Source organism: Haloarcula sp. JP-Z28 (assembly GCF_011440255.1).
GTDB lineage: Archaea > Halobacteriota > Halobacteria > Halobacteriales > Haloarculaceae > Haloarcula > Haloarcula marismortui.
This window is the reverse complement of sequence record NZ_JAAOHT010000016.1, coordinates 37,015-55,859: the sequence shown is the minus strand read 5'-3', so window position 1 is coordinate 55,859 and position 18,845 is coordinate 37,015. Positions and strand designations below refer to the sequence as shown.

The window sequence follows — 18,845 nt, the reverse complement described above, 5'->3', positions numbered from 1 at the left end:
AGGACTGAAAGCGTTTCGAGCGGAGCGCGCTCAAAGTGTGAGCTAGATATAACTTCAGCCAACATTGAAGTGCTATCATGTCTTTTGTTAACATGGAGCTTCCTACGCTCCCGGCGGGAACGACCGTCGTACCATCCGGGATTGGCATCGGCGGACGACAACTCGCCGGTGGAGCAATGGCCACTCCACCGGCCACGTATCGCTTTGCAACCAACGGCGTACAGAGCATCTGGCACCCCACCCCCACCCCACCACTTTCCCTGCGCCCGTTTTTCGAGGAGGATTCGATACACCAGACTACGACTTGACCTGATTGGCTCGGCGAGGGCCGGTGGGGTTTTCTGCCAGTACGCGTAGCGTCGGGTATGGACGCTGCGCGGCTCCCCGGGACCAGCGGCCCCGAGCAGATAGTCGCGCACGTCGATATGGACTGTTTCTACGCCGCCTGTGAACAGCGGCGGGAGCCCGCACTCAGAGATGAGCCACTCGTCGTGGGGATGGGCTACGAGAACGGCGCGACCCACGGGGCTGTTGCGACAGCGAGCTACGAGGCCCGAGCGTACGGTGTCGAATCAGCGATGGCCATCTCCGAAGCACTGGAACGCCTTCCACGGAAGGTCGAGGCTGTTGCAGACCCGGACCTCACTGTCGAAGACGCCGGCTTCTATCGCCCAGTTGACATGGATTTCTACGAGTCCGTTGCTGCGGATGTCCGGGAAATCCTCCATACCGAAGCGGATGTCGTCCGCGAGGTGAGTATCGACGAGGCGTATCTGGATGTGACCGAGCGGGTCTCATGGAAGACGGTCAGGTCGTGGGCGCAGGACCTGAAAGACACAATCGAGTCCGCGGTGGGCGTGGTCGCGAGTGTCGGCGTTGCCCCGACGATGAGCGCCGCGAAGGTGGCCAGCGACCGCGACAAGCCGGACGGCCTGGTCGTCGTCGAACCGGGGGCCGTCCGAGAGTTCTTCGATGACCTCCCTGTCGAGGACGTGCACGGCGTCGGCCCGGTCACCGCCAGAGAACTCGCCGCACTCGATATCGAAACCGCGGGGGACCTCGCGGCCGCTGACCCGGAACTGCTGGCCGAACGCTTCGGCGAGCGCGGTCGTGAAATACGCCGCTACGCCCGCGGTGAGGACGAGCGCTCGGTGACGCCGAAAGGCGACCCCAAGAGTCTCTCACGGGAGTCCGCGTTCACTGACGCGACGACCGATATAGAAGCCAAGTGTCGACAGGTCCGCACCCTCGCCGATGCCGTCGCTGACCGCGCCGAGCGAAAAGGCGCGCGGTATCAGACCATCGGCATCAAGGTCGTGACGCCGCCGTTCGATGTGAATACGCGGGCCCGGTCGCTCCCCGGTCCAGTCGAGGAGCCTGAACTGGTCAGACGCATCGCGCTGGACCTGCTCGGCGAGTTCGCCGACGATCCCGTTCGGAAGGTCGGTGTCCGTGTTTCGAACCTGGACTTCTCTGCCGGCGAACAGGCCAATCTGGACGGGTTTGGCGGTGACAATGGTTCTGAGGAGGCGTCCGGTAGTTCCCGCACCAGCAGTACCCCAGCGGCAGCCGACGAGTTGGACGACGACGGGCAGGTCGGACTCGGGACGTTCGTTGCGAACGACGGGGATACCGAGGCTGCCGAAGACACGGCGGACGAGGGAACAGACGCCAGTGAGACGCATATCTCGCTCCCGCCCGGTCAGACCACGCTCGCAGAGTTCTAGACGTTCTCAGGCGACACCGTGTTCCAGATTTTCCAGCAGCTTCCCGACGAACAGGCCGGCTCGCGGCGAAATAGTGTCATCAGCCGGGACATCCGTCGGATGTGCGGCCAGCGTGTCGACGAATCGCTGGCTGTGGGTCATTGCGTGCAGCATATCGACCACGTCGACCACAAGCCCCTCGTCGCTGGTGTCCATCCCAGCGTAGCGTTCTTTCTCCGCCTCGGTGTAGGAAATCGTCCACGCCGGGCCACCTGCGGCCGCGACGATATCGTCGAGCGGGGCCACTTTCAGGGGACCGTCGTCACTCCCGACGTACACGGTTCCGTCCTCGACGAACGTCTCGTATCTGTCCATGGACAGCCCAGCCGAACAACCGTGTCAAGGCATCCCACCGCAATAGCCGTTACCCCGTCCTGAACTGACCGGTAGCCACCACGGTCTGCCCTGCATTCGGGTCTCGCTGTATTCGGGACATTCGCTGGCCAGCACAACCGGTATACAACTGTCGTCTGTCATGGAACATATGGTTGAGTTCGGCCCCCGAGACCGCGAGGCAGTCTACAAGTCCATTTATTCGCGACGGGACATCAGACGATTTGTCGGCGACCCAGTTCCCGAGGAAGTACTCGGACGGATTCTAGACGCTGCCCACAACGCGCCCAGCGTCGGGTTCTCGCAACCGTGGGATTTCATTGTGATAGAAGACAAGCAGACGAAATCAGCGGTCGCAGCGATTGCCGAACGGGCGATAGCCGCCGCACGCGAAGGCTACAAAGAGCCGCGCAAATCAGAGTTCGGCCAGTTGAAACTGGAGGGAATAACCGATGCGCCGGTGAATATCTGTGTTACCTGTGACCCCACACGTGATGCGCCACACGTTCTCGGCCGGAACACGATGCAGCGAATGGACGTTTATTCGACGTGCCTTGCCGTGCAAAACCTCTGGCTCGCTGCCCGTGCTGAGGGCATCGGTGTCGGCTGGGTCTCATTTCTGTATCCCCACGAACTCCGTGATGTGTTGAACATTCCACACCACATTCAACCCGTGGCCTACCTCTGTGTCGGATACCCAGAGGACGGCTTCCCGTCCGAACCAGTACTGCAACAGGAAGGCTGGCGTAGTCGTATCGACAGATCTGAACTGGTCCATTACGACGAGTGGGACCCCAGTCGGACGCCCGAAACGAAGTCATAGCGGCGTCGGTAACCGAAGCCCCGTCGGTAGCACACGAGAATTTGAAGCCCGAGCGAGCGAAACCTCGGACTGGCTTCGAACTGCTTGCTGCGTCCAGACCTGTTCCACAGCTGATGGGCGTCTGACGGAGAGTTATGGGGCCTGCGCGTCTCATTCGTGACAGAAACGCATGGCAGAGACCGAACAGATAACTGTCGCGACGACGAGCGCGGGGCCGGGTGGGACCGGGGAGCCGGGCGAGACCGTCAATCTCCCGGTGGTGGAGCTGCTGACCGGCCGGGGGTTCATCACCGGCAAGAGCGGGTCTGGAAAGTCGAACACGGCGAGTGTCATCGCCGAGAAACTGCTTGACAACGGGTTTGGACTGCTTATCGTCGATATCGACGGCGAGTACTACGGTCTGAAAGAGGAGTACGAGATACTCCATGTCGGTGGCGATGAGGAGTGTGACATTCAGGTCACGGACGACCACGCCGGCAAGATCGCTTCGCTGGCGCTTGAACAGAACGTCCCTATCATCCTCGACATCTCGTCGTTCCTTGACGAGGAGGAAGCAGAGACGCTACTGACAGAAGTCGCCAAGCAGCTGTTCGCGAAGGCAAAAAAACAGAAACAGCCCTTCCTGATGCTCGTCGAGGAGTGCCACGAGTGGATGCCGGAGAAGGGTTCGATGGGCGAGGTCGGGAAGATGCTCATCAAAATCGGGAAACGCGGCCGGAAACACGGGCTTGGCATCGTCGGCATCAGCCAGCGCCCGGCCGACGTAAAGAAGGACTACATCACACAGTGCGACTGGCTTGTCTGGCATCGCCTGACCTGGAACAACGACACGAAAGTCGTCGGGCGCATTCTTGATAACAAGTACGCTGACGCCGTCGAGGACTTAGACGACGGCGAGGCGTTCATGATGAACGACTGGGCCGAGCAGGTCAGCCGGGTCCAGTTCCACCGCAAGCAGACGTTCGATGCCGGTGCGACGCCGGGTCTTGACGACTTCGAGCGCCCTGAACTCAAGTCCGTCAGCGACGACCTCGTCTCCGAACTGGAGACCATCAGCGAGGACCAGCAGGAGACGGAGAACCGCATCAAGGAACTCCGTGAGGAACTGGACAAAAAGAATTCCCGCATCGCCGAACTGGAGGCAGAACTGCAGGACGCCCGGGACCTCTCGCGGATGGCCGAGCAGTTCACCGAAGCAATGCTGGATCAGGCCGAGGACTACAACCCCGGCCGGACAGAACAGGAGAAGATGCGCCGCCAGCGCGAACGGTTCGCCGACCAGCAGGCGTCGGACGGCGACACAGACGCCGTCAGTGAGGCGGACGCCGACGGTCCCCATGAGCAGCCCCCGGAACCAGACGAGACCGCTGACGCCACGTCTGGCGGCGGATTTGGCGATGCGTTCAGTGCCTTTGCCGAGGACGGGGCCGCGATGAACGGCGGCAGCGCCAGTGGCGGCGCAGACGCGAATGGAAGCAGTGCGGACGCCGGACAGGAGTCGGATGCCAGCAGCACGGACGCTGAATCGGCGTCAGACTCCAGCAGTGTGGACGCTGAACCGATATCGAACGGTCACGCCACGAACACCGACGTAGTGGCGAACGGGGCCGTCGCAAACAACGGTGCGGTGGCCGCGCCAGTCAACGGCCAGGCTGAGACAGAAACTGCTGAGGCTGATGACGAAGCTCTGAGGGCGGCCATCGCCGAGGCCGTTGAAGCTGAGCAGTCGGACGAGGCAACGGGGTCCGCTGACAGCGAGACGCCAGCCGACTTTGACGGCCCCGCTGTCTACGGCGACCTGCAAGCCGATATCGAGGAGTTGGACCGAAAGACCTGCCGGATGCTCGCGTACTACCGCGAGCAGGGCCCCGGGACGCCGCTGAACGCACATTTCTCGGCCGGCGGCTCCGGCGACCGGACGGCGGCCTATGCGCGAAACAGAGAACTCCGGCTCCGCGGGCTGGTCGAACACGTCGGCCGCGGACAGTACGACACGCGGCTGGCGGCGCTGGTTCAGGAGGAGAGCGACCGCCGGCTCGACGACAACGAGGTCGAGTCAGTCGTCTCTCGACTCGAATCGGTGTTTCTGGACGGGGACAGCGACTGAAAAGGTAGTACTGCGACGCCGTCGACTTTACAGCAGCGGTTCGACGAGGTCTTCGAGTGCGGCGCGCGGGTCGTCAGCCTTCGCAACGCCGCTTGCCAGTAGGACGCCGCTCGCGCCGAGGTCGCTCGCCGAGACGAGGTCTTCGCCGGTTGAGATGCCGGCCCCACAGAGCACGTCCACGTCACCGTTAACGCGAGCGGCAGCATCGACTGCGCCGGTCACGATATCTGGGTCTGCCTTGCTGACGGGCGTGCCAGTCCCGATGAGTTCCGGTGGCTCGACGGCCACACCGTCGGGGTCGAGCGCGGCGGCCGCGCCGATCTGTGCGGGGTTGTTCGCACAGACGATCGTTTCGAGGTCCGCGCGGTCGGCGGCGTCGAGTGCCCCATCGATGTCCGCGAGCTTGAGCCGGTTTTCGGAGTGGTTCAGCAGCGTCCCGACGGCACCGGCGTCTGCAGCGGCCTCGGCGAGGGTGCTGCCGGTGTGGCTGCCGTGCTCGACGGCGCTGACGTGCTGAGCCCACGTTTCGACGCCGGTCTCCGCCACAGCGCTGATCTGGGCAGCCTGTGGCGCGACGGCAACGCGAACGCCGGAATCGTCGCTGACGTCAGCAGCAGCGGTTGCTACCTCGACTGGGTCACACGGGTACGCCTTCAGATTGACAAGGACGAACATACGAAACGAACCGGTTGCTGTGGGGAAATAGGTTGCGAAGCCACCGCTTGGCGTCCCTACCACTGCGACTTCGTTTTCTCGGTCCACCGCTCGGGGATGACAGTTATTACGATTCAGCCGAGACAAGAAACGAGACAAGCCGTGACAGCAGGGGATGACGACACACCGACCGTTCTGATAGTCGAGGACGAACAACACCTGGCCGACCTGTACACCGATTACCTGGCCGACCAGTACCACGTACAGACGGCTTACAGCGGTGAAGAGGGCTTAGAACTGCTGTCGACCGATATCGACGTGGTGTTACTCGACCGCCGGATGCCGGTCGTCTCCGGCAACGAAGTGCTCGCACAGATTGAAGAGCAGGGGCTCCGGTGCCGCGTCGCGATGGTTACCGCCATCGACCCCGACTTCGACATCATCGAGATGCGCGTCGACGACTACCTCGTCAAACCTGTCACCCGTGACGAGCTACAGGAGGTCGTCGACCGGCTGTACAGTATTCGGAAGTACAACGACCGACTCCGGACACTCACATCAAAAAAGCTCAAGCGCAACGTCCTCCGCGTCGAGAAAACCGACCGGGAACTGCAGGACAGCGAACGGTATCAGAAACTCCAAGACGAGATTGAAACTATCTCGTCGAACGTCGAGTCACTCGCCGACGAACTCGACGTAAAGAAAGACGACCTCCAATTGTAACCTAGTCCTTCCGCTTCACGACGTCGCCGAGCGTGTACTCGCCGTCGCTGCTGCCGCCGGACCACTCGGTCTCGTCGGCGCTGCCGCCGGCGCTCAGGGAGATTTCGAGCGCGCTTTCGAGTTTCTTCTGGACGTCGTCGCTGGGCAGTGAGTTACCCTGTTCGAGCTTCCGGATCAGGCTCGCCTTCTCGTTGAGTTGCTTTGCGAGTTCCTCCTGGCTGAGTCCCTGGGACTCCCGGCCCTTGCGGATCCGGTCGTGGTAATCCTGTGCGATCTCGTCCATCTCGTCGAACATATCTCGACGGCGGCCACCGGACCCGCCACCACCCGAGGAACTCGACGAGGAGGACGAACTCGACGACGATGACGAGGAGGACGACGTCGAGTACTTCGTCGACGTAGACGACGTCTCCTCCGTTTTGACCTCCGTGCCGAAGTCGGTACACTCGTCACAGACGTCGAGTTCGGCTCCCTCGATTTTGACGCGGTTCGGAGACGAAACCTCCGTTCCGCACATCTCGCACTGAACCATACCGACGGCTTGGACGGGGCGCGGTTTGAATGTTGCCCTGCGCACGCTGGCGCGGGGAATCCTGTTCTCACGTAGACAGGCTTCCTGTTTCGATGACGTGACTTGCAGACATTCGCTGAAGATCAGCGGTGTCCGTAGCGGTCACAGTCTCCACAGGCGTTGATTCGGGCCATCCCAGCCCTAGTTCAGAAAACCCCCTTTGCAAGACGTTCATCGCTGCATTCGCATCCCTATCTGTCTCAAACCCACATGATGGACAGGAGTGTTCCCGGACCCAGATGGACTTCGATGACACCACACCACACACCGCACATTCTTTTGTCGTCCCTGCCGCTTCGACCTGCACAACGTGCGTACCGTACACATCGCCCTTGTATTCAAGCAAAGTGATAAACTGTCGCCACGCCGCATCCTGCTTGTTCCGACCGTTTCCATCCGCTCGAAGCATACTCTGAACGTTCAAGTCCTCCACAAACACGGCATCGTACTCCTTGACGAGCCACGTCGTTATTTTGTGCTGGTAGTCCAGTACTTTCCGGTGGATGTCGCGTTTGGCCTTCGCCACTTCGACTCGCTGATTCTCGTAGTTGTTCGACCCATGTTCTTTCCGCGAGAGTTTGCGGTGCGCACGTCGGAGTCGTTCGTATTCGCCTTTGAGGTCGAGCCAATCCACGGTCTTCCCGTCGCTGGTATGGATGTAGTTCAAGATGCCGAGGTCAATACCCACGCTGTTGCTCGGGTTGAGTGAGTCCACATCGGGCTTCTCGGGCAAGTTAGCGTCGTCGATTTCCAACCCAAAGGAAACGAACCACTCACCGGTAGTCTCTTTCTTGAACGTGGCTTCCTTTATTATGGAATCAGCAGGGATTGGACGGGAGTACCGTATTTTGACCCATCCGACTTTGCTGAAGCGAACGTACGCAAACCCGTCTTGGCCCCTCTTTTCATCGAGGTCGAAACCAGACTGGTTGTACGTCACGCTCCGGTAATCGGTAGGTGCTTGCCGTCTGAGACGACCAACGGTGTGCCCGTTCTCTTTTTGTTTACGAAGGTTCGAGAGGTTGCGGTGGAAGCGGGCAACGGTAGCTTACGCGGCTTTCGAATACGTTTCCGCGAACACTGGCCATTTTTGCTTCCACTCAGGGAGTTTGTTGTTCTGGTCGAACTCACTCGGCTTAGCATCCACGGGGCTGTTCGTGTAGTCCCATCGGACGTGGTTGTATAGTTGGCGATGAATATCTACCTGATGCTCCAGTTCGTCCGCTACCCCTTCTGTCGGATAGGCACGGTAGCGGTAACTGTGTTCCATCGCTATCCTTGATTGTCGACATGTTTATTTAATGGTTTGTGACATGGAGTTTCGGCTTCATCCCCGTTCATGGTGTGTCGGGGGATTCGCCACGCTGATCAGTATAAATAGTGCACTGGTCGTTCTCAGCGGGATGCCGGTCCGTCAATTGCTGAACCGATGTTCAGTCGAGCGCCCGCATCGCGTGATAGAACCGCTGGGCGGCGGTAACGTGGCCGACAACGGCGAACACGACCAGCAGCCAGCCGACCAGCGTCAGTCCGGCCAGTGCGTTCGGGACGAACGCCGCGACGCCCGTGACCACACCGACAAGTGCAAGCCGGTCAGCGCGACCGAGCAGGCCGCCGTACACGCGGTCGAGGCCGACCGCCTGTGCCTGCGTCCCGAGATAGGAGGTCATCAGGACGCCAGTGACGGCGGCGATGCCCAGTTCCCACTGGCTCACGCCGGCAGCGAGGCCGACAATGATACCGATGTCGGCGTAGCGGTCGAGCACGTGGTCCAGCAGGTCACCGCCCGAGGACGCGACGTTCAGTTCCCGCGCGAGCGCGCCGTCGACGAGGTCGAGCCAGCCATTCAAAAAGACGAGAACGGCACCGCCGAGATACAGCAGGGGCTCCCGCGTAGCGACGGCGTACACTCCGCCCGCTCCAAGGGCCAGCAGAAACGCGATGACGCTGACGCCGTTGGGTGAGAGGCCGGCAACCTTGGCGGCGCTGACGAACGGGCCAAGCGCGCGGTCGGCCAGCGGGCGGAACTTATCGAGCGTCATAGCCAGTCGATGTAGGAGACAGTCCCCGCACTCGGCTCGCGTTCACCGGCCACGACGGCCTGAATCTCCTGTGCCACCTCGTCGGGGTCCCGGTCCGTCGTCTTGATTTCGTAGACGGACTCCATCCCGTGCTCCTCGACGGCCTCGCCGAGGATGACATCGAGCGCTTCCGATTCCGCGTTCTCGTAGGCCTTCGAATCGTCGTCGCCGCGCTCTCGAAGCCGCTCGACGATGGTTTCAGGGTGGGCTCGCAGCACAATCACCCGGTCGGCGGCGAAATGATGCGCGAGGTGGGATTCGAACAGCACGTCGTCGCGGCTGTCAAGCCACTCCGACAGCCTGTCGAGGTCCGCGACGAGGCTCCCGCGGTCCTCGTCGATGCCCGTTGAAAACCCCTCGTCCTTGATGATGTCATTGAGATGGAGGACATCGAGGTCTGTGTCGAGGTGTTCCGTTGCCGTGGTCTTGCCTGTCCCCGGAGTGCCGGTAACGGCGACTCTCACGCCTTAACCCCCTCGATAACCTCGTTCAGTACCGAGACGGCGCGTTCCGTGTCCTCGCGCGTTCCGCAGGTGATACGGATGCATTCGGGGAGCCCGAACGAGGAACAGTCGCGGATGATGACGCCGCGCTCCTGGGCGGCATCCGCGATGGCCGACGCGTCGCCGACCTCCGCGAGGATGAAGTTCCCCGCGCTGTCCCAGGTCGGTGCGTCGAGTTCCGCCGAGAGGTACTCCCGGGCCCACGCGGCGGTGTCGACGGAGCGCTCAACGTGCTCATCATCGTCGAGCGCCGCCAGCCCGGCGCGGCAGGCGAGTTCGCTGGCCGAGAACGGCGTGTTGATGCGGGCGTACGCGTCTGCCCAGTCCTCGGGAACGACCGCGTAGCCGAGTCGAACGCCCGCGAGCCCGTAGGCCTTCGAGAACGTTCGCAGGAGCGCAACGTCGTCGCGGTCGGAAAGTAACGGCCGTTTGCTCGGCTTTTCAGTGAACTCGCCGTAGGCTTCGTCGACGAGGACCAGCGTCTGCTCGTCGGTTTCTTCGGCGATAGTCCGGACTGCGTCGGTCGTGAACTCTGCCCCGGTTGGGTTGTGCGGACTGGTGAGGTAGACGATTCGCTCGCCGTCGTAATCTTTCAGGACGGTGTCGGCGGTCTGGGCGAAGTCGTCGGCCTTCGAGAGCGTGTACTCGTTGACCTCGCCGTGGTGATAGCGGGCGCTCATCGCGTAGTACGCGAAGCCCGGCGACGGGACGAGCACGTCCTGCCCGGGGTCGAGCATGGCTCGGGCGAGGCAGTCCAGCGCGCCGTCGCCGCCGTTGCTCAGCCACACCTGTTCGGGCGTTACGTCCCACATATCCGCCAGTTCGTCGACGAGGTCGGCGTGGGAGGCCTTCGGATAGGAATGCATCCGTTCGGCCGACCCGCGAATCGCCTCGACGGCGTCCGGGCTCGGTCCGAACATGTTCTCGTTTGACGCCAGCTTCACCATGTCGTCCGGGTCGAGACCGAGTTCCCGGGCGACCTCCTCGATACCGCGACCTGCCCGATAGACAGTGTGAGCGGAGAGGTCCCGTGGTTCCATGGCTGTGCAAAACGGACGGGGCGGCTTAAGCGTGCTCACATCGGGCGTGGCCGTGGCTCCCCAGCGCGTATGGCACAGAAATTCGATGGCGGCTTCCCGTGAGAAACCCGTCGATGACGGGTAAGACACGGAATAGCACGCTCCCCACCAAATCCCTGTCAGTCAGTGGTAATGAGGGTTACGGTGGCCCACCGTCGGGTTGCCGACCCTGCAGCCACCGAAAACGGTAACACATCATAGGTCCTGATACTGTGCAATGCCGCTTCTCATCGATATTCGGAAACTCACACTCATCACCAGACTCATTCAGGACGGGGCCGAGCAGGTCGCCGATTCGCTGGCGACACTGGCCGGCGTCGACGCCGCCGTCGAGATAAAGAGCCTCTCGTTCGTCCAGCCGGAGGACATCGCCACCGAGATGGGCGGCGGAAATATTTACAGCGCTCGTGTTCGGCTGACAGAGCCGCCGTACGGCGTCTTCCTGATGACATTCGAGACGGAGACGGCCGCGGAGATCGCGGAGCTGATGACCGGCTCCAGTGTCGAAGATGGGTTCACACAGCTCCACGAGTCCGCGCTGCAAGAGATGTGTAACATCCTCACCTCGGGCTTCATCGACGGCATCGCGAACACGCTGAACGCGACAATCAACATGGGGACGCCAACGGTCGTACAGGACGACGCGACCGAGATCGCCGACAAGGCGCTCTCCCATGTCCGCCGGGACTCGCTGACTATCGTGCTCGACTCGCTCGTCGACATCAAGGAGAGTGATGTGGCGTTTTCGCTCCGCATCTTCCTCATCCCCGACCCCGGCTCGTTCGTCCACCTTATCGACCAACTGGACTACGACACCGACCGGGAAACGCACATCTCTGCCGACACCGACGCAGTCACAGAACTCGATATGTCAGGTGACGCGGACGCGCTCGATGCCTTCGATTCCTCGGAGTAGCTGTGTCGAACCCACGACGTTGAATAGGGTCGCGTCCAACCGCCGCATATGAGTGTCGTAAACGCGGCTGTCTTCGGGGTGCACCTGATATTCGCCGCGCTGTGGGCTGGAACCGTGTTGTTCATGACTTATGCTATTCTCCCGACGGCGATGAACGGCGACTCTTCGCCGGGACCGCTGTCAGCGATTACCGGGAAGCTCCGGACGGTGTCCCGGGCGAGTGCGACGCTCCTGTTTCTGACGGGTGGGCATCTGGCAGCGACCCGCTACACCGCCGAGTCGTTGACGGGAACTGGTCGCGGCCACCTCGTCATCACGATGATCGTCCTGTGGTTCATTCTGGCTGGGCTCGTCGAGGTTGGCGCGTCGAAGCTCAGCGACGGCTTCGACCAGCAGAAGGTGCGCGAACCGGCCCGGAACGCACGGCCGTTCCTGCTGGGGGCGTCTCTTGTGTCAATCCTCCTCCTGCTTGACGCCGGCGCGATTCTCGGCCTGTACTGACCGGCCGACATCTCGGTTGCCGCTTCTTCCTCACGCATACCTGTATCAGCAGATACAAATCACCATCCGGCATACCAGCACGCAATGTGGCCGTGGGGACATCTCGCCGTCGCCTACCTCGTCTACGTCGTGTACACTCAGTTTGACCCGACCCGTCGCCAGACAGCGGCCACGCTGACCGCGCTGGCGGTGGGGTCGCAGTTTCCGGACCTGATCGACAAGCCCTTCGCCTGGACGTTCGGCGTCTTGCCGTCCGGGCGGTCACTTGCCCATTCGCTGTTCACGCTCCTCCTTGTTGCCGTAGTCTTACACCGGCTCGCAGTCCGATATCGCCGAACGGACCTCTCGACAGCGTTCACGCTCGGTGCGTTCGTACACACGCTGACTGATATGGGCCCGACAGCGCTGGCCGGGGTACTCGGCGGTGACCTGACACAGCTCCAGTGGCTTCGCTTTCTGGTCTGGCCGCTCCAGCCTCCACCGCCGTACGCCAACGACACCTCCTTCGTTGAACAGTTCGCCTCGCTCTCGTTCGACTCGTACGTCCTGTTTCAGTTCGGACTGTTCGGCCTCGCTGTCGCCGTATGGCTCGCTCACGGCGCGCCCGGGTTTCGGTCAGTCACTCGCCGGAGCAAAGCAGTGCTCACCGAATCTGCGGACTAAAGCCGCTCGGAAATATGGTCGGCACATTTCAACGCCAGCGCGGCGATAGTCAGCGTCGGGTTCATCGACCCGGCGGTGACGAACACCGACGAGGACGCGATTGAGAGGTTCGCCACGTCGTGTGTCCGTAGTTGCGGATCGACCACGCTCTTGTCAGGGTCGGTCCCCATCCGCGTCGTGCCCATGTGGTGGTACGCCGGCCCGGTGTCAGCCGGCCCGACCGTCCACGAGATGTCGACGCCCAGCTCCGACAGCACGGCGTGTTGTATCTCGTTCGCCCGTGAGAGCGACCGTTCCAGCCGGTCGCCCCACGACCACCGGATGTCCGGCACCGGGTTCCCGTGGTCGTCCGCCGTTGACGTGTCCAGCGTTACGCGGTTTTCCTTCCGGGGCGGCTGGCCGACCAGTCCGCCCATCGCGATGCTGTTGCCGTAACTCTCGCGGAGGCTCGACAGCAGCGTATCGCCCCACTCCTCGCCAGAGAGCGCGAGTTCGACCGGCGACGGACCGGCGTAGTTCAGGAACTCCAGTTTCAGCGGCGACAGCGCTTCGTCGGTGGCCTTGACGACCGTCTCGCCGTCCGCGATGCGCTCGACTGCCTGCCCGGGGTCGTCGTAGAACTGATGGCACTCGCTCGTGAGAAAGCCGACGTGGTTCTGGCGCGTTTCACGGTCGAGCGTCCCGCCTGCCCCGGCGAACAGATGGTCCATGAAATAGTGGCCGACCAGTCCAGAACTGTTCGCCAGCCCGTCCGGGTGGTCCTCGCTCGCCGACAGGAGAAGGAGTCGCGGCGTTTCGACGCCGCCCGCCGCGATGACGAACTCGCGGGCCATCTGGCGGTGTTCGGTCCCGTCCGGCGTTGCGTAGACGGCCGCCTCAATGCGTCCGTCGGCGTCGGTAACGAGGCGCTGGACCGGCGCGCGGTCGATGACTCTGGCACCCTCGGCTTCGGCGTCCTCAATGTGGACGCTGGCGTCGTATTTCGCGCCGGACGGACAGACCGGTTGGCAGGTCCCGTAGCCGACGCATGGCCCCCGGCCATCGTACGGTTCGGAGTTCCGGGCGTTAGGAACGGAGTGCATCGTGATGCCCAGTTGCTCGCAGGCCTCAGCAAACAACGAGTCGCTGTATGATGGCGGGAACCCGGGCAGCGGATATGCACCGTCTCGCGGCGGTGCAAAGGGGTTGTCTGCGTCGCCGGCGACACCTAGCGCCCGCTCAGCGTCGGCGTAGTACGGCCGCAGGTCGTCGTAGCTGATCGGCCACGCCGGGTCGTCGGTGTCGTGGCTCCCGTCGAAATCCGAGGGGTGCAGCCGCATCACCATCCCCTGCCAGTGCAGCGTCGACCCGCCGACGCCTTTCACTCGTGAGATGTTCAGCGGGTAGTACCGCTCGCCGCTCGCACTGAATGCGTCGCGGTCGCCACCCATTTCCCAGACGGAGCCGTGGTCGCCGGGTCGGATTGCCTCCTCCATCTGCTGCTCTCGCTTCGACCTGTCGAACCGCGGCCCGGCCTCTAGCACGACCACCTTCTGTCCGTCGCTGGCGAGCTGGCTTGCGATGAGTGCCCCCGCCGGTCCGGCCCCGACGACACAGACATCCGCCCGCTCGGACGGCTCCCGGTCCATTTCAGCAGGAGTTAGGCAAGCCTAAACTTATACGTTGGCATCTCAGGTGCCGTGTCTGGTGGCGACGGCTCGGTTCGCTTGTTGGCTCGCTGTTGCTTCCGAAAGTGGGCGTGGCGGGACTGAGCGAAACCGCAGGTTTCGCGAAGGTCGCCACGGCCGCGAGTGTGTTTCGAGCGAATGCGAGAAACCACGAAGCGGGCGTGGCGGGATTCGAACCACGGTCGGACGTGCTCGCTTCGCTGCGCACGACCTCCCTGATTAGAATCCCGACATGCCGGTTCGCTCCCTGCGGTCGCTGCACGGGCGTGGCGGGATTCGAACCCGCGTTCTAGGGGTTAGGAACCCCTCGCCCTGGTCCACTAGGCCACACGCCCTACCGGGTGGTCGATTGAGCGGTGAAAAATCCTTTCGTTATCACTGTGGCCCGCTGAAAACGGAGAAGTGGTCGAGATTACGTCTCGGTTTCCGTCGCCGTTTCGGTCGACTCGGCCGAGTCCACGGTGGACGCATCGGTCCCTTCTGCAGCGCCGCCGTCGCGCATTTCTTCGAGTTCCTGTTCGACTTCTTCTCGCCCCTTCTGGAACTCACCCATGGCTTCGCCAGTCGACCGCGCTAGTTTCGGAATCTTGTTCGCGCCGAACAGCAGGACGGCGATGAGGAGGATGACCATCATCTCCGTCGTCCCGGGCATCCCCGGGAACAGTACTCCGGATGTCCCTAACATTGTATCCGAAGGTTACGTGGTTGCTATTATAACCTTTTTGCTCAGGACGGCCTCCTGAGTGATTCACTGCCAGTGGGACTGACGCTGCGCTGACATCGGGTAGAGACAGGATATGTGATACAGACGAGGCGGACCCACTCAGTCTGTGGAAACGGCCTCGCCGGGAACTGCCGGCGAGGCCCGACAACGGGGTGTGAATCGGACGGGGTAACGCGAGGCACCAGGTCTCCGACCGTTCCATGTCGCTGGTCTGGGTCGGCACGTCGACAGACGGACCACACCATGTCCACGGGACCAGATTGATAGCTGAGGGACCCAAGTGACACGGCTTGCGTGGCCATGTGCTACGTTCGTGGGCTGTCCGTCTGCGGGTTCGCACCCGCGGCACTGGCTACATCGCCCTGTCAATTCATTATCCGCTTGTTAATCTAATTCACAGCGGGAACAGCCCTAGCGAGATGCCTCCGCCGCCCGGGGATATAACTGCTATCGGGCGCTCAGAGATACCAGATGCCGGCCGATAGTCACACGATGGAAGTCAGGAGCGGGGAAGAAGTAACGATTCGACCGATCAAACCCGTCGGGGAGGACGTTGTTCGGGTTGACATCGAGGCTGAGGGGGTGTGGCGACTCGATATCACGCGTGAGGGCGAAATCGCCGATGTTGTCACGACCCGTGATGCCGACGGGACACTTGCGGACCGCGACCTGCCGGAGTGGATCGACGAGGTCACGGCGAAGTTCGCACAGTTCTAATCTCGCCCGGACTCGATCAGGTCGGAAAGGGTTTTACTCGCCTGGGTCCACTCGGCAGTATGGTCTCAGTTGGAGACGTTGCACCTGATTTCACGGCACCGATCGCAAACGGCGACGTTGACGAGATAACGCTGTCTGAAGCGCTTGACGACGGGCCCGTTGTGCTCGCGTTCTTCCCGGGCGCGTTCACCAGCGTTTGCAGTCACGAGATGAACTCGTTCCAGGACCGACTCGACGAACTCACTGAAGCGGGGGCGACGCTGTACGGTGTCAGCATCGACACACCGTTCTCACAGAACGCGTTCCGGGACGAACTGGGGCTCGAGTTCGACCTCGTCAGTGACTCAGGCCGGGAGATTGTCGATTCCTACGACATTTCGATGGACTTTGAGGCGCTCGGCGTCCCGAACGTAGCCAAGCGGGCCGTCTTCGTTATCGACGAAAATCAAGAAGTCACGTACGCCTGGGTCAGCGACGACCCTGGCGTCGAACCGGACTACGACGAGGTTATTGACGCCGCCACCTGACCGCGCCGGAAGGGGGATTTTTCGCGGTGGGTCGTCTGGGTTGTAGTATGAGTGTTGATAGACCTGATACCGGTGGCCGTATTTATGACCCCGAGGCGGATCACGCGTTCCCGGACGGGCGGCTGAACGCAGTTCTCGACACCGTCACGACTGACGAAGAGATTCAGGCGTATCTCGAAGCTCAGAACATCAACCCCGTCGCACGCAAGCGGTACAACGACCACGGCGCGAAACACATCGGCATCGTTCGAAACCGAGCGCTGTGTCTGTATGACCTCCTCAAGCAGGCCGGCGTTGAGTTCAACGGCGCAGCCGACCACGGACTCGATGAGGCCGATGAGGCTGTTATTATTGCACTTGCGACGACGCTACACGACATTGGGCACGTTGTCCACCGCGATTCACACCCGTACTACTCGATTCCGCTGGCCGCTGACATTCTGGATGACTTGCTCGATGAGTTCTACGGCATCCGTCAGGCAGTTCAGATAAAGGGCGAGGTACTCCACGCAATTCTCTGCCATCACACCGAGGAAAACCCACTGACGCTGGAAGCTGGCGTCGTCCGCGTCGCCGACGCGCTGGACATGGAACGTGGCCGTTCGCGCATTCCGTACAAGCGTGGCGGTCGCGGTATCGACACCGTTTCCAGCCAGGCTATCGAGACGGTGACGCTGAGCCTGGGCGACGACTATCCCGTCCTCGTCGAAATCGCGATGAACAACGCGGCCGGTGTCTATCAGGTCGATAACCTTCTGAAAGCCAAACTCAAGGACTCTGGCCTGGAGGAACACGTCCGTATCGTCGCGCTCAACACTCGGGAGGACGGCAACCAGATTGTCGAGCGAATCGAACTCTAAACCGGACCGACACAACGGTTTTGTACCGTGCTTCCCTAGCTATGTTCATGAGTCTCACACCCATGGATGAGCCACGGGGTGCCCGGGGGAGGATGGACGACGGCGACGCGCCACCGCCCTCGCTGCTGGACCGGGTCAGGTACCGCGTGCGCTCAGCCATTGAGACCATTTCGTTTGGGGAGCGATGTTTTGCGTGGCTTGATAACCGTGGTCGAGACAAGCCACAGTCGAAGATCCACACCGATGGGTTCGCTGACGACGTTGTTGCGCCGCCGGAGTGCCCGTCGATCAGCGACCTTCCAACGCGGTCACGGCCGTTTACGTACCCGACACGGAATCACACGGAGAGCAACACTGTCGACCTCATCGCAGTCGAGGGCGGGGACCAGCTCACCATGACGCATCCGGACAACTCGGACGCGAAAATAACATCTGATATCTGGATGGACGTCGAACAGTAATCAGTGGAATCGTTGCTCCATTTATTATCGAGTCTTGGTATTTGATATCTTGACGTGATATTTTCGTGTTCGCTTTTGTGTCAAAGTTATCCAGTCGCAGCAGGCCATTAACGGAGCCCAGAGTGCGAAGCGGCAGTCGCGATAGTTGTTGAAACGAAGACGCTCCTTGAAGTCTAGACTAGTGTGACCGTCTCAGGAGTGACAGATTTACAGACCGGTGTCGAGCGAACTGGGGGACTTCTCGCTCGTCGCCCAGTTTGATGGACAGGAACAACAGGCCCAGTCAGGGGCTGTGGGTGCGGGAGCGACGACGGACTAACTGGAGACAACGACTAGAAATCGTACCGCGCGATGTCACTGGAGCCACAGGCCGGACAGGCCGTCCCGTCCGTTTCGAGGGTGGTTCCACAGCGTCGACACTCCAGATGTGACTGCTGTCGAGTCCCCACGACCCGGCGTAATCGCTCCATCATATTGTCAGACAGGACACCGGGACTCATATAATCGGGTAATTCACGGTGAAAGTGAAAACCGCACGACTCGACGCCGATTCTGAGTGCCCGTCAGCCGAGCGTCAGACGTCGCTGTCACACCGCCCAGCCCGCACAGTCACTCACTTACGCGCGAGCCTGCTCACGCCGGCCCCGCCTGCCGGACGCGTACAGAAGTGCCAGAAACAGTCCAACTGCGAACAGCCAGACCGCCACCAGCCAGAGCAGTATCGAGTGGCCCCCACTCCCGAGCATGGACTGTAAAGATCACTGTCGATACTTAATTAGTAGCACTGTATCGGGAGCGGATGCGGTGTCACACAGCGGATTATGCCACCGGTAACTGTGAGGGCGCCGTCAGTCACCCATACCGACTCGGTACACACGAGGGCTGCGCTCTTGTCGGCTGGGTGGCCCCAGACGACTGTCTGGGGTACGCCCAGACATTTTTGTTCACGCCGCCGTAGCCACGCCCGATGACGGGAACAGCCGCAGCCGAGCCCACTGTGACGACCTTCACGTCGACCGTCGACCGTATCGATACGACTGCTGTCGTGCTAACGGAGACGTACTTCTACGCCGAAGGCGGCGGCCAGCCGGCGGATCGGGGAACCCTCAGTCGATCACATTGACAGCCGCGTAACCCCGTTTGATGGCGGTGAACCAAACCGAACTAGC

At 61.7% G+C, this 18,845-nt stretch carries 22 protein-coding genes, 1 tRNA gene and 1 pseudogene; 12 read left to right on the top strand and 12 right to left on the bottom strand.

All coding sequences use genetic code 11. The annotated features are described in order from the left end of the window. Nucleotides 1–365 precede the first annotated feature (365 nt). Nucleotides 366–1,727, top strand: coding sequence for a DNA polymerase IV (gene dinB, locus G9463_RS08945; protein WP_165896500.1), 1,362 nt, complete (start codon nt 366–368; stop codon nt 1,725–1,727). A gap of 6 nt (nt 1,728–1,733) precedes the next feature. Here the strand turns inward: dinB and G9463_RS08940 are convergent, their stop codons facing one another. Beyond that, a complete protein-coding gene (locus tag G9463_RS08940; RefSeq protein WP_007188033.1) occupies nt 1,734–2,081 on the bottom strand; it encodes a hypothetical protein in 348 nt (115 codons plus the stop codon). A 169-nt stretch (nt 2,082–2,250) separates the two neighbouring features. Here G9463_RS08940 and bluB point away from each other — a divergent pair, with 169 nt between their 5' ends. Next, nucleotides 2,251–2,922: a 5,6-dimethylbenzimidazole synthase gene (bluB, locus tag G9463_RS08935; RefSeq protein WP_049919243.1), complete on the top strand. Its 672-nt coding sequence runs from the start codon at nt 2,251–2,253 to the stop codon at nt 2,920–2,922. A 169-nt stretch (nt 2,923–3,091) separates the two neighbouring features. Further along, nucleotides 3,092–5,029: a helicase HerA domain-containing protein gene (locus G9463_RS08930; RefSeq protein WP_165896499.1), complete on the top strand. Its 1,938-nt coding sequence runs from the start codon at nt 3,092–3,094 to the stop codon at nt 5,027–5,029. 27 nt (nt 5,030–5,056) lie between these two features. On the opposite strand, the gene tpiA is transcribed toward G9463_RS08930, so the two are convergent. Continuing rightward, nucleotides 5,057–5,704, bottom strand: coding sequence for a triose-phosphate isomerase (tpiA, locus tag G9463_RS08925; RefSeq protein WP_005535122.1), 648 nt, complete (start codon nt 5,702–5,704; stop codon nt 5,057–5,059). 96 nt (nt 5,705–5,800) lie between these two features. Between tpiA and G9463_RS08920 the strand changes: the two genes are divergently transcribed. Next, a complete protein-coding gene (locus G9463_RS08920) occupies nt 5,801–6,406 on the top strand; it encodes a response regulator (RefSeq protein WP_165896498.1) in 606 nt (201 codons plus the stop codon). Between the two features lies 1 nt (nt 6,407). Here G9463_RS08920 and G9463_RS08915 read toward each other — a convergent pair whose 3' ends face one another. The 5 genes and pseudogenes from G9463_RS08915 to hisC all read right to left on the bottom strand — a co-directional run bounded on the left by G9463_RS08915 (nt 6,408) and on the right by hisC (nt 10,601). Beyond that, nucleotides 6,408–6,938 carry a multiprotein bridging factor aMBF1 gene (locus G9463_RS08915; RefSeq protein ID WP_023843198.1) on the bottom strand — a complete coding sequence of 177 codons (531 nt, stop codon included), beginning with the start codon at nt 6,936–6,938 and terminating at the stop codon, nt 6,408–6,410. 67 nt (nt 6,939–7,005) lie between these two features. Continuing rightward, nucleotides 7,006–8,247: pseudogene (locus G9463_RS08910) on the bottom strand (RNA-guided endonuclease InsQ/TnpB family protein). A 163-nt stretch (nt 8,248–8,410) separates the two neighbouring features. Continuing rightward, nucleotides 8,411–9,019: a CDP-alcohol phosphatidyltransferase family protein gene (locus tag G9463_RS08905; RefSeq protein WP_004962502.1), complete on the bottom strand. Its 609-nt coding sequence runs from the start codon at nt 9,017–9,019 to the stop codon at nt 8,411–8,413. Then, a complete protein-coding gene (locus tag G9463_RS08900; protein ID WP_165896497.1) occupies nt 9,016–9,522 on the bottom strand; it encodes an adenylate kinase family protein in 507 nt (168 codons plus the stop codon). The genes G9463_RS08905 and G9463_RS08900 overlap by 4 nt, the downstream gene beginning before the upstream one ends. Next, on the bottom strand, nt 9,519–10,601 hold the full coding sequence (gene hisC, locus G9463_RS08895) for a histidinol-phosphate transaminase (RefSeq protein ID WP_165896496.1): 1,083 nt from the start codon (nt 10,599–10,601) through the stop codon (nt 9,519–9,521). The genes G9463_RS08900 and hisC overlap by 4 nt, the downstream gene beginning before the upstream one ends. A 256-nt stretch (nt 10,602–10,857) precedes the next feature. On the opposite strand from hisC, the gene G9463_RS08890 reads away from it, so the two are divergent. From G9463_RS08890 to G9463_RS08880, 3 genes are all read left to right on the top strand, one after another. Further along, nucleotides 10,858–11,556 (top strand): chemotaxis protein CheC, encoded by a 699-nt coding sequence (locus G9463_RS08890; RefSeq protein ID WP_165896495.1) that lies wholly within the window; start codon nt 10,858–10,860, stop codon nt 11,554–11,556. Nucleotides 11,557–11,604: 48 nt separating this feature from the next. Further along, nucleotides 11,605–12,057 (top strand): hypothetical protein, encoded by a 453-nt coding sequence (locus G9463_RS08885; protein WP_004962482.1) that lies wholly within the window; start codon nt 11,605–11,607, stop codon nt 12,055–12,057. 84 nt (nt 12,058–12,141) lie between these two features. Continuing rightward, nucleotides 12,142–12,720 (top strand): metal-dependent hydrolase, encoded by a 579-nt coding sequence (locus G9463_RS08880; RefSeq protein ID WP_165896494.1) that lies wholly within the window; start codon nt 12,142–12,144, stop codon nt 12,718–12,720. Here G9463_RS08880 and G9463_RS08875 read toward each other — a convergent pair. The 3 genes from G9463_RS08875 to G9463_RS08865 form a co-directional block, all read right to left on the bottom strand. Further along, nucleotides 12,717–14,348 carry a GMC family oxidoreductase gene (locus G9463_RS08875; protein WP_165896493.1) on the bottom strand — a complete coding sequence of 544 codons (1,632 nt, stop codon included), beginning with the start codon at nt 14,346–14,348 and terminating at the stop codon, nt 12,717–12,719. The genes G9463_RS08880 and G9463_RS08875 overlap by 4 nt on opposite strands. Nucleotides 14,349–14,648: 300 nt before the next feature. Further along, nucleotides 14,649–14,722: transfer RNA gene (locus tag G9463_RS08870), tRNA-Arg, on the bottom strand. Nucleotides 14,723–14,799: 77 nt separating this feature from the next. Next, nucleotides 14,800–15,039, bottom strand: a complete 240-nt coding sequence (locus tag G9463_RS08865) for a twin-arginine translocase TatA/TatE family subunit (protein ID WP_004962460.1) — start codon at nt 15,037–15,039, stop codon at nt 14,800–14,802. 543 nt (nt 15,040–15,582) lie between these two features. On the opposite strand from G9463_RS08865, the gene G9463_RS08860 reads away from it, so the two are divergent. The 4 genes from G9463_RS08860 (at nt 15,583) to G9463_RS08845 (ending at nt 17,676) form a co-directional block, all read left to right on the top strand. After that, nucleotides 15,583–15,828 carry a hypothetical protein gene (locus G9463_RS08860; RefSeq protein WP_004962457.1) on the top strand — a complete coding sequence of 82 codons (246 nt, stop codon included), beginning with the start codon at nt 15,583–15,585 and terminating at the stop codon, nt 15,826–15,828. A gap of 59 nt (nt 15,829–15,887) precedes the next feature. Further along, nucleotides 15,888–16,355 carry a peroxiredoxin gene (locus G9463_RS08855; RefSeq protein ID WP_004962455.1) on the top strand — a complete coding sequence of 156 codons (468 nt, stop codon included), beginning with the start codon at nt 15,888–15,890 and terminating at the stop codon, nt 16,353–16,355. A 47-nt stretch (nt 16,356–16,402) separates the two neighbouring features. Next, a complete protein-coding gene (locus G9463_RS08850) occupies nt 16,403–17,215 on the top strand; it encodes an HD domain-containing protein (RefSeq protein WP_127013390.1) in 813 nt (270 codons plus the stop codon). Between the two features lie 62 nt (nt 17,216–17,277). Next, nucleotides 17,278–17,676: a hypothetical protein gene (locus G9463_RS08845; RefSeq protein WP_127013826.1), complete on the top strand. Its 399-nt coding sequence runs from the start codon at nt 17,278–17,280 to the stop codon at nt 17,674–17,676. Between the two features lie 332 nt (nt 17,677–18,008). Here G9463_RS08845 and G9463_RS08840 read toward each other — a convergent pair whose 3' ends face one another. Together G9463_RS08840 and G9463_RS24310 are read right to left on the bottom strand one after the other, a co-directional pair. Then, nucleotides 18,009–18,149 (bottom strand): hypothetical protein, encoded by a 141-nt coding sequence (locus G9463_RS08840; RefSeq protein ID WP_165896476.1) that lies wholly within the window; start codon nt 18,147–18,149, stop codon nt 18,009–18,011. 144 nt (nt 18,150–18,293) lie between these two features. Next, complete coding sequence (locus tag G9463_RS24310) at nt 18,294–18,422, bottom strand: hypothetical protein (RefSeq protein WP_255458684.1); 129 nt, start codon at nt 18,420–18,422, stop codon at nt 18,294–18,296. A 221-nt stretch (nt 18,423–18,643) separates the two neighbouring features. Between G9463_RS24310 and G9463_RS08835 the strand changes: the two genes are divergently transcribed. Beyond that, nucleotides 18,644–18,799, top strand: coding sequence for an alanine--tRNA ligase-related protein (locus G9463_RS08835; RefSeq protein ID WP_370457904.1), 156 nt, complete (start codon nt 18,644–18,646; stop codon nt 18,797–18,799). Nucleotides 18,800–18,845: the final 46 nt, after the last annotated feature.

What these genes read in the sequence shown, in the direction of transcription:
- G9463_RS08855 (WP_004962455.1), top strand. Translation starts at nt 15,888, where the DNA reads ATGGTCTCAGTTGGAGACGTTGCACCTGATTTCACGGCACCGATCGCA.
- hisC (WP_165896496.1), bottom strand. Translation starts at nt 10,601, where the DNA reads ATGGAACCACGGGACCTCTCCGCTCACACTGTCTATCGGGCAGGTCGC.
- G9463_RS08890 (WP_165896495.1), top strand. Translation starts at nt 10,858, where the DNA reads ATGCCGCTTCTCATCGATATTCGGAAACTCACACTCATCACCAGACTC.
- dinB (WP_165896500.1), top strand. Translation starts at nt 366, where the DNA reads ATGGACGCTGCGCGGCTCCCCGGGACCAGCGGCCCCGAGCAGATAGTC.
- G9463_RS08845 (WP_127013826.1), top strand. Translation starts at nt 17,278, where the DNA reads ATGGATGAGCCACGGGGTGCCCGGGGGAGGATGGACGACGGCGACGCG.
- G9463_RS08880 (WP_165896494.1), top strand. Translation starts at nt 12,142, where the DNA reads ATGTGGCCGTGGGGACATCTCGCCGTCGCCTACCTCGTCTACGTCGTG.
- G9463_RS24310 (WP_255458684.1), bottom strand. Translation starts at nt 18,422, where the DNA reads ATGCTCGGGAGTGGGGGCCACTCGATACTGCTCTGGCTGGTGGCGGTC.
- G9463_RS08915 (WP_023843198.1), bottom strand. Translation starts at nt 6,938, where the DNA reads ATGGTTCAGTGCGAGATGTGCGGAACGGAGGTTTCGTCTCCGAACCGC.
- G9463_RS08885 (WP_004962482.1), top strand. Translation starts at nt 11,605, where the DNA reads ATGAGTGTCGTAAACGCGGCTGTCTTCGGGGTGCACCTGATATTCGCC.
- G9463_RS08835 (WP_370457904.1), top strand. Translation starts at nt 18,644, where the DNA reads ATGACGGGAACAGCCGCAGCCGAGCCCACTGTGACGACCTTCACGTCG.
- G9463_RS08860 (WP_004962457.1), top strand. Translation starts at nt 15,583, where the DNA reads ATGCCGGCCGATAGTCACACGATGGAAGTCAGGAGCGGGGAAGAAGTA.
- G9463_RS08920 (WP_165896498.1), top strand. Translation starts at nt 5,801, where the DNA reads ATGACAGTTATTACGATTCAGCCGAGACAAGAAACGAGACAAGCCGTG.
- tpiA (WP_005535122.1), bottom strand. Translation starts at nt 5,704, where the DNA reads ATGTTCGTCCTTGTCAATCTGAAGGCGTACCCGTGTGACCCAGTCGAG.
- G9463_RS08940 (WP_007188033.1), bottom strand. Translation starts at nt 2,081, where the DNA reads ATGGACAGATACGAGACGTTCGTCGAGGACGGAACCGTGTACGTCGGG.
- G9463_RS08840 (WP_165896476.1), bottom strand. Translation starts at nt 18,149, where the DNA reads ATGATGGAGCGATTACGCCGGGTCGTGGGGACTCGACAGCAGTCACAT.
- G9463_RS08850 (WP_127013390.1), top strand. Translation starts at nt 16,403, where the DNA reads ATGAGTGTTGATAGACCTGATACCGGTGGCCGTATTTATGACCCCGAG.
- G9463_RS08865 (WP_004962460.1), bottom strand. Translation starts at nt 15,039, where the DNA reads ATGCCCGGGACGACGGAGATGATGGTCATCCTCCTCATCGCCGTCCTG.
- G9463_RS08905 (WP_004962502.1), bottom strand. Translation starts at nt 9,019, where the DNA reads ATGACGCTCGATAAGTTCCGCCCGCTGGCCGACCGCGCGCTTGGCCCG.
- G9463_RS08930 (WP_165896499.1), top strand. Translation starts at nt 3,092, where the DNA reads ATGGCAGAGACCGAACAGATAACTGTCGCGACGACGAGCGCGGGGCCG.
- G9463_RS08875 (WP_165896493.1), bottom strand. Translation starts at nt 14,348, where the DNA reads ATGGACCGGGAGCCGTCCGAGCGGGCGGATGTCTGTGTCGTCGGGGCC.
- bluB (WP_049919243.1), top strand. Translation starts at nt 2,251, where the DNA reads ATGGTTGAGTTCGGCCCCCGAGACCGCGAGGCAGTCTACAAGTCCATT.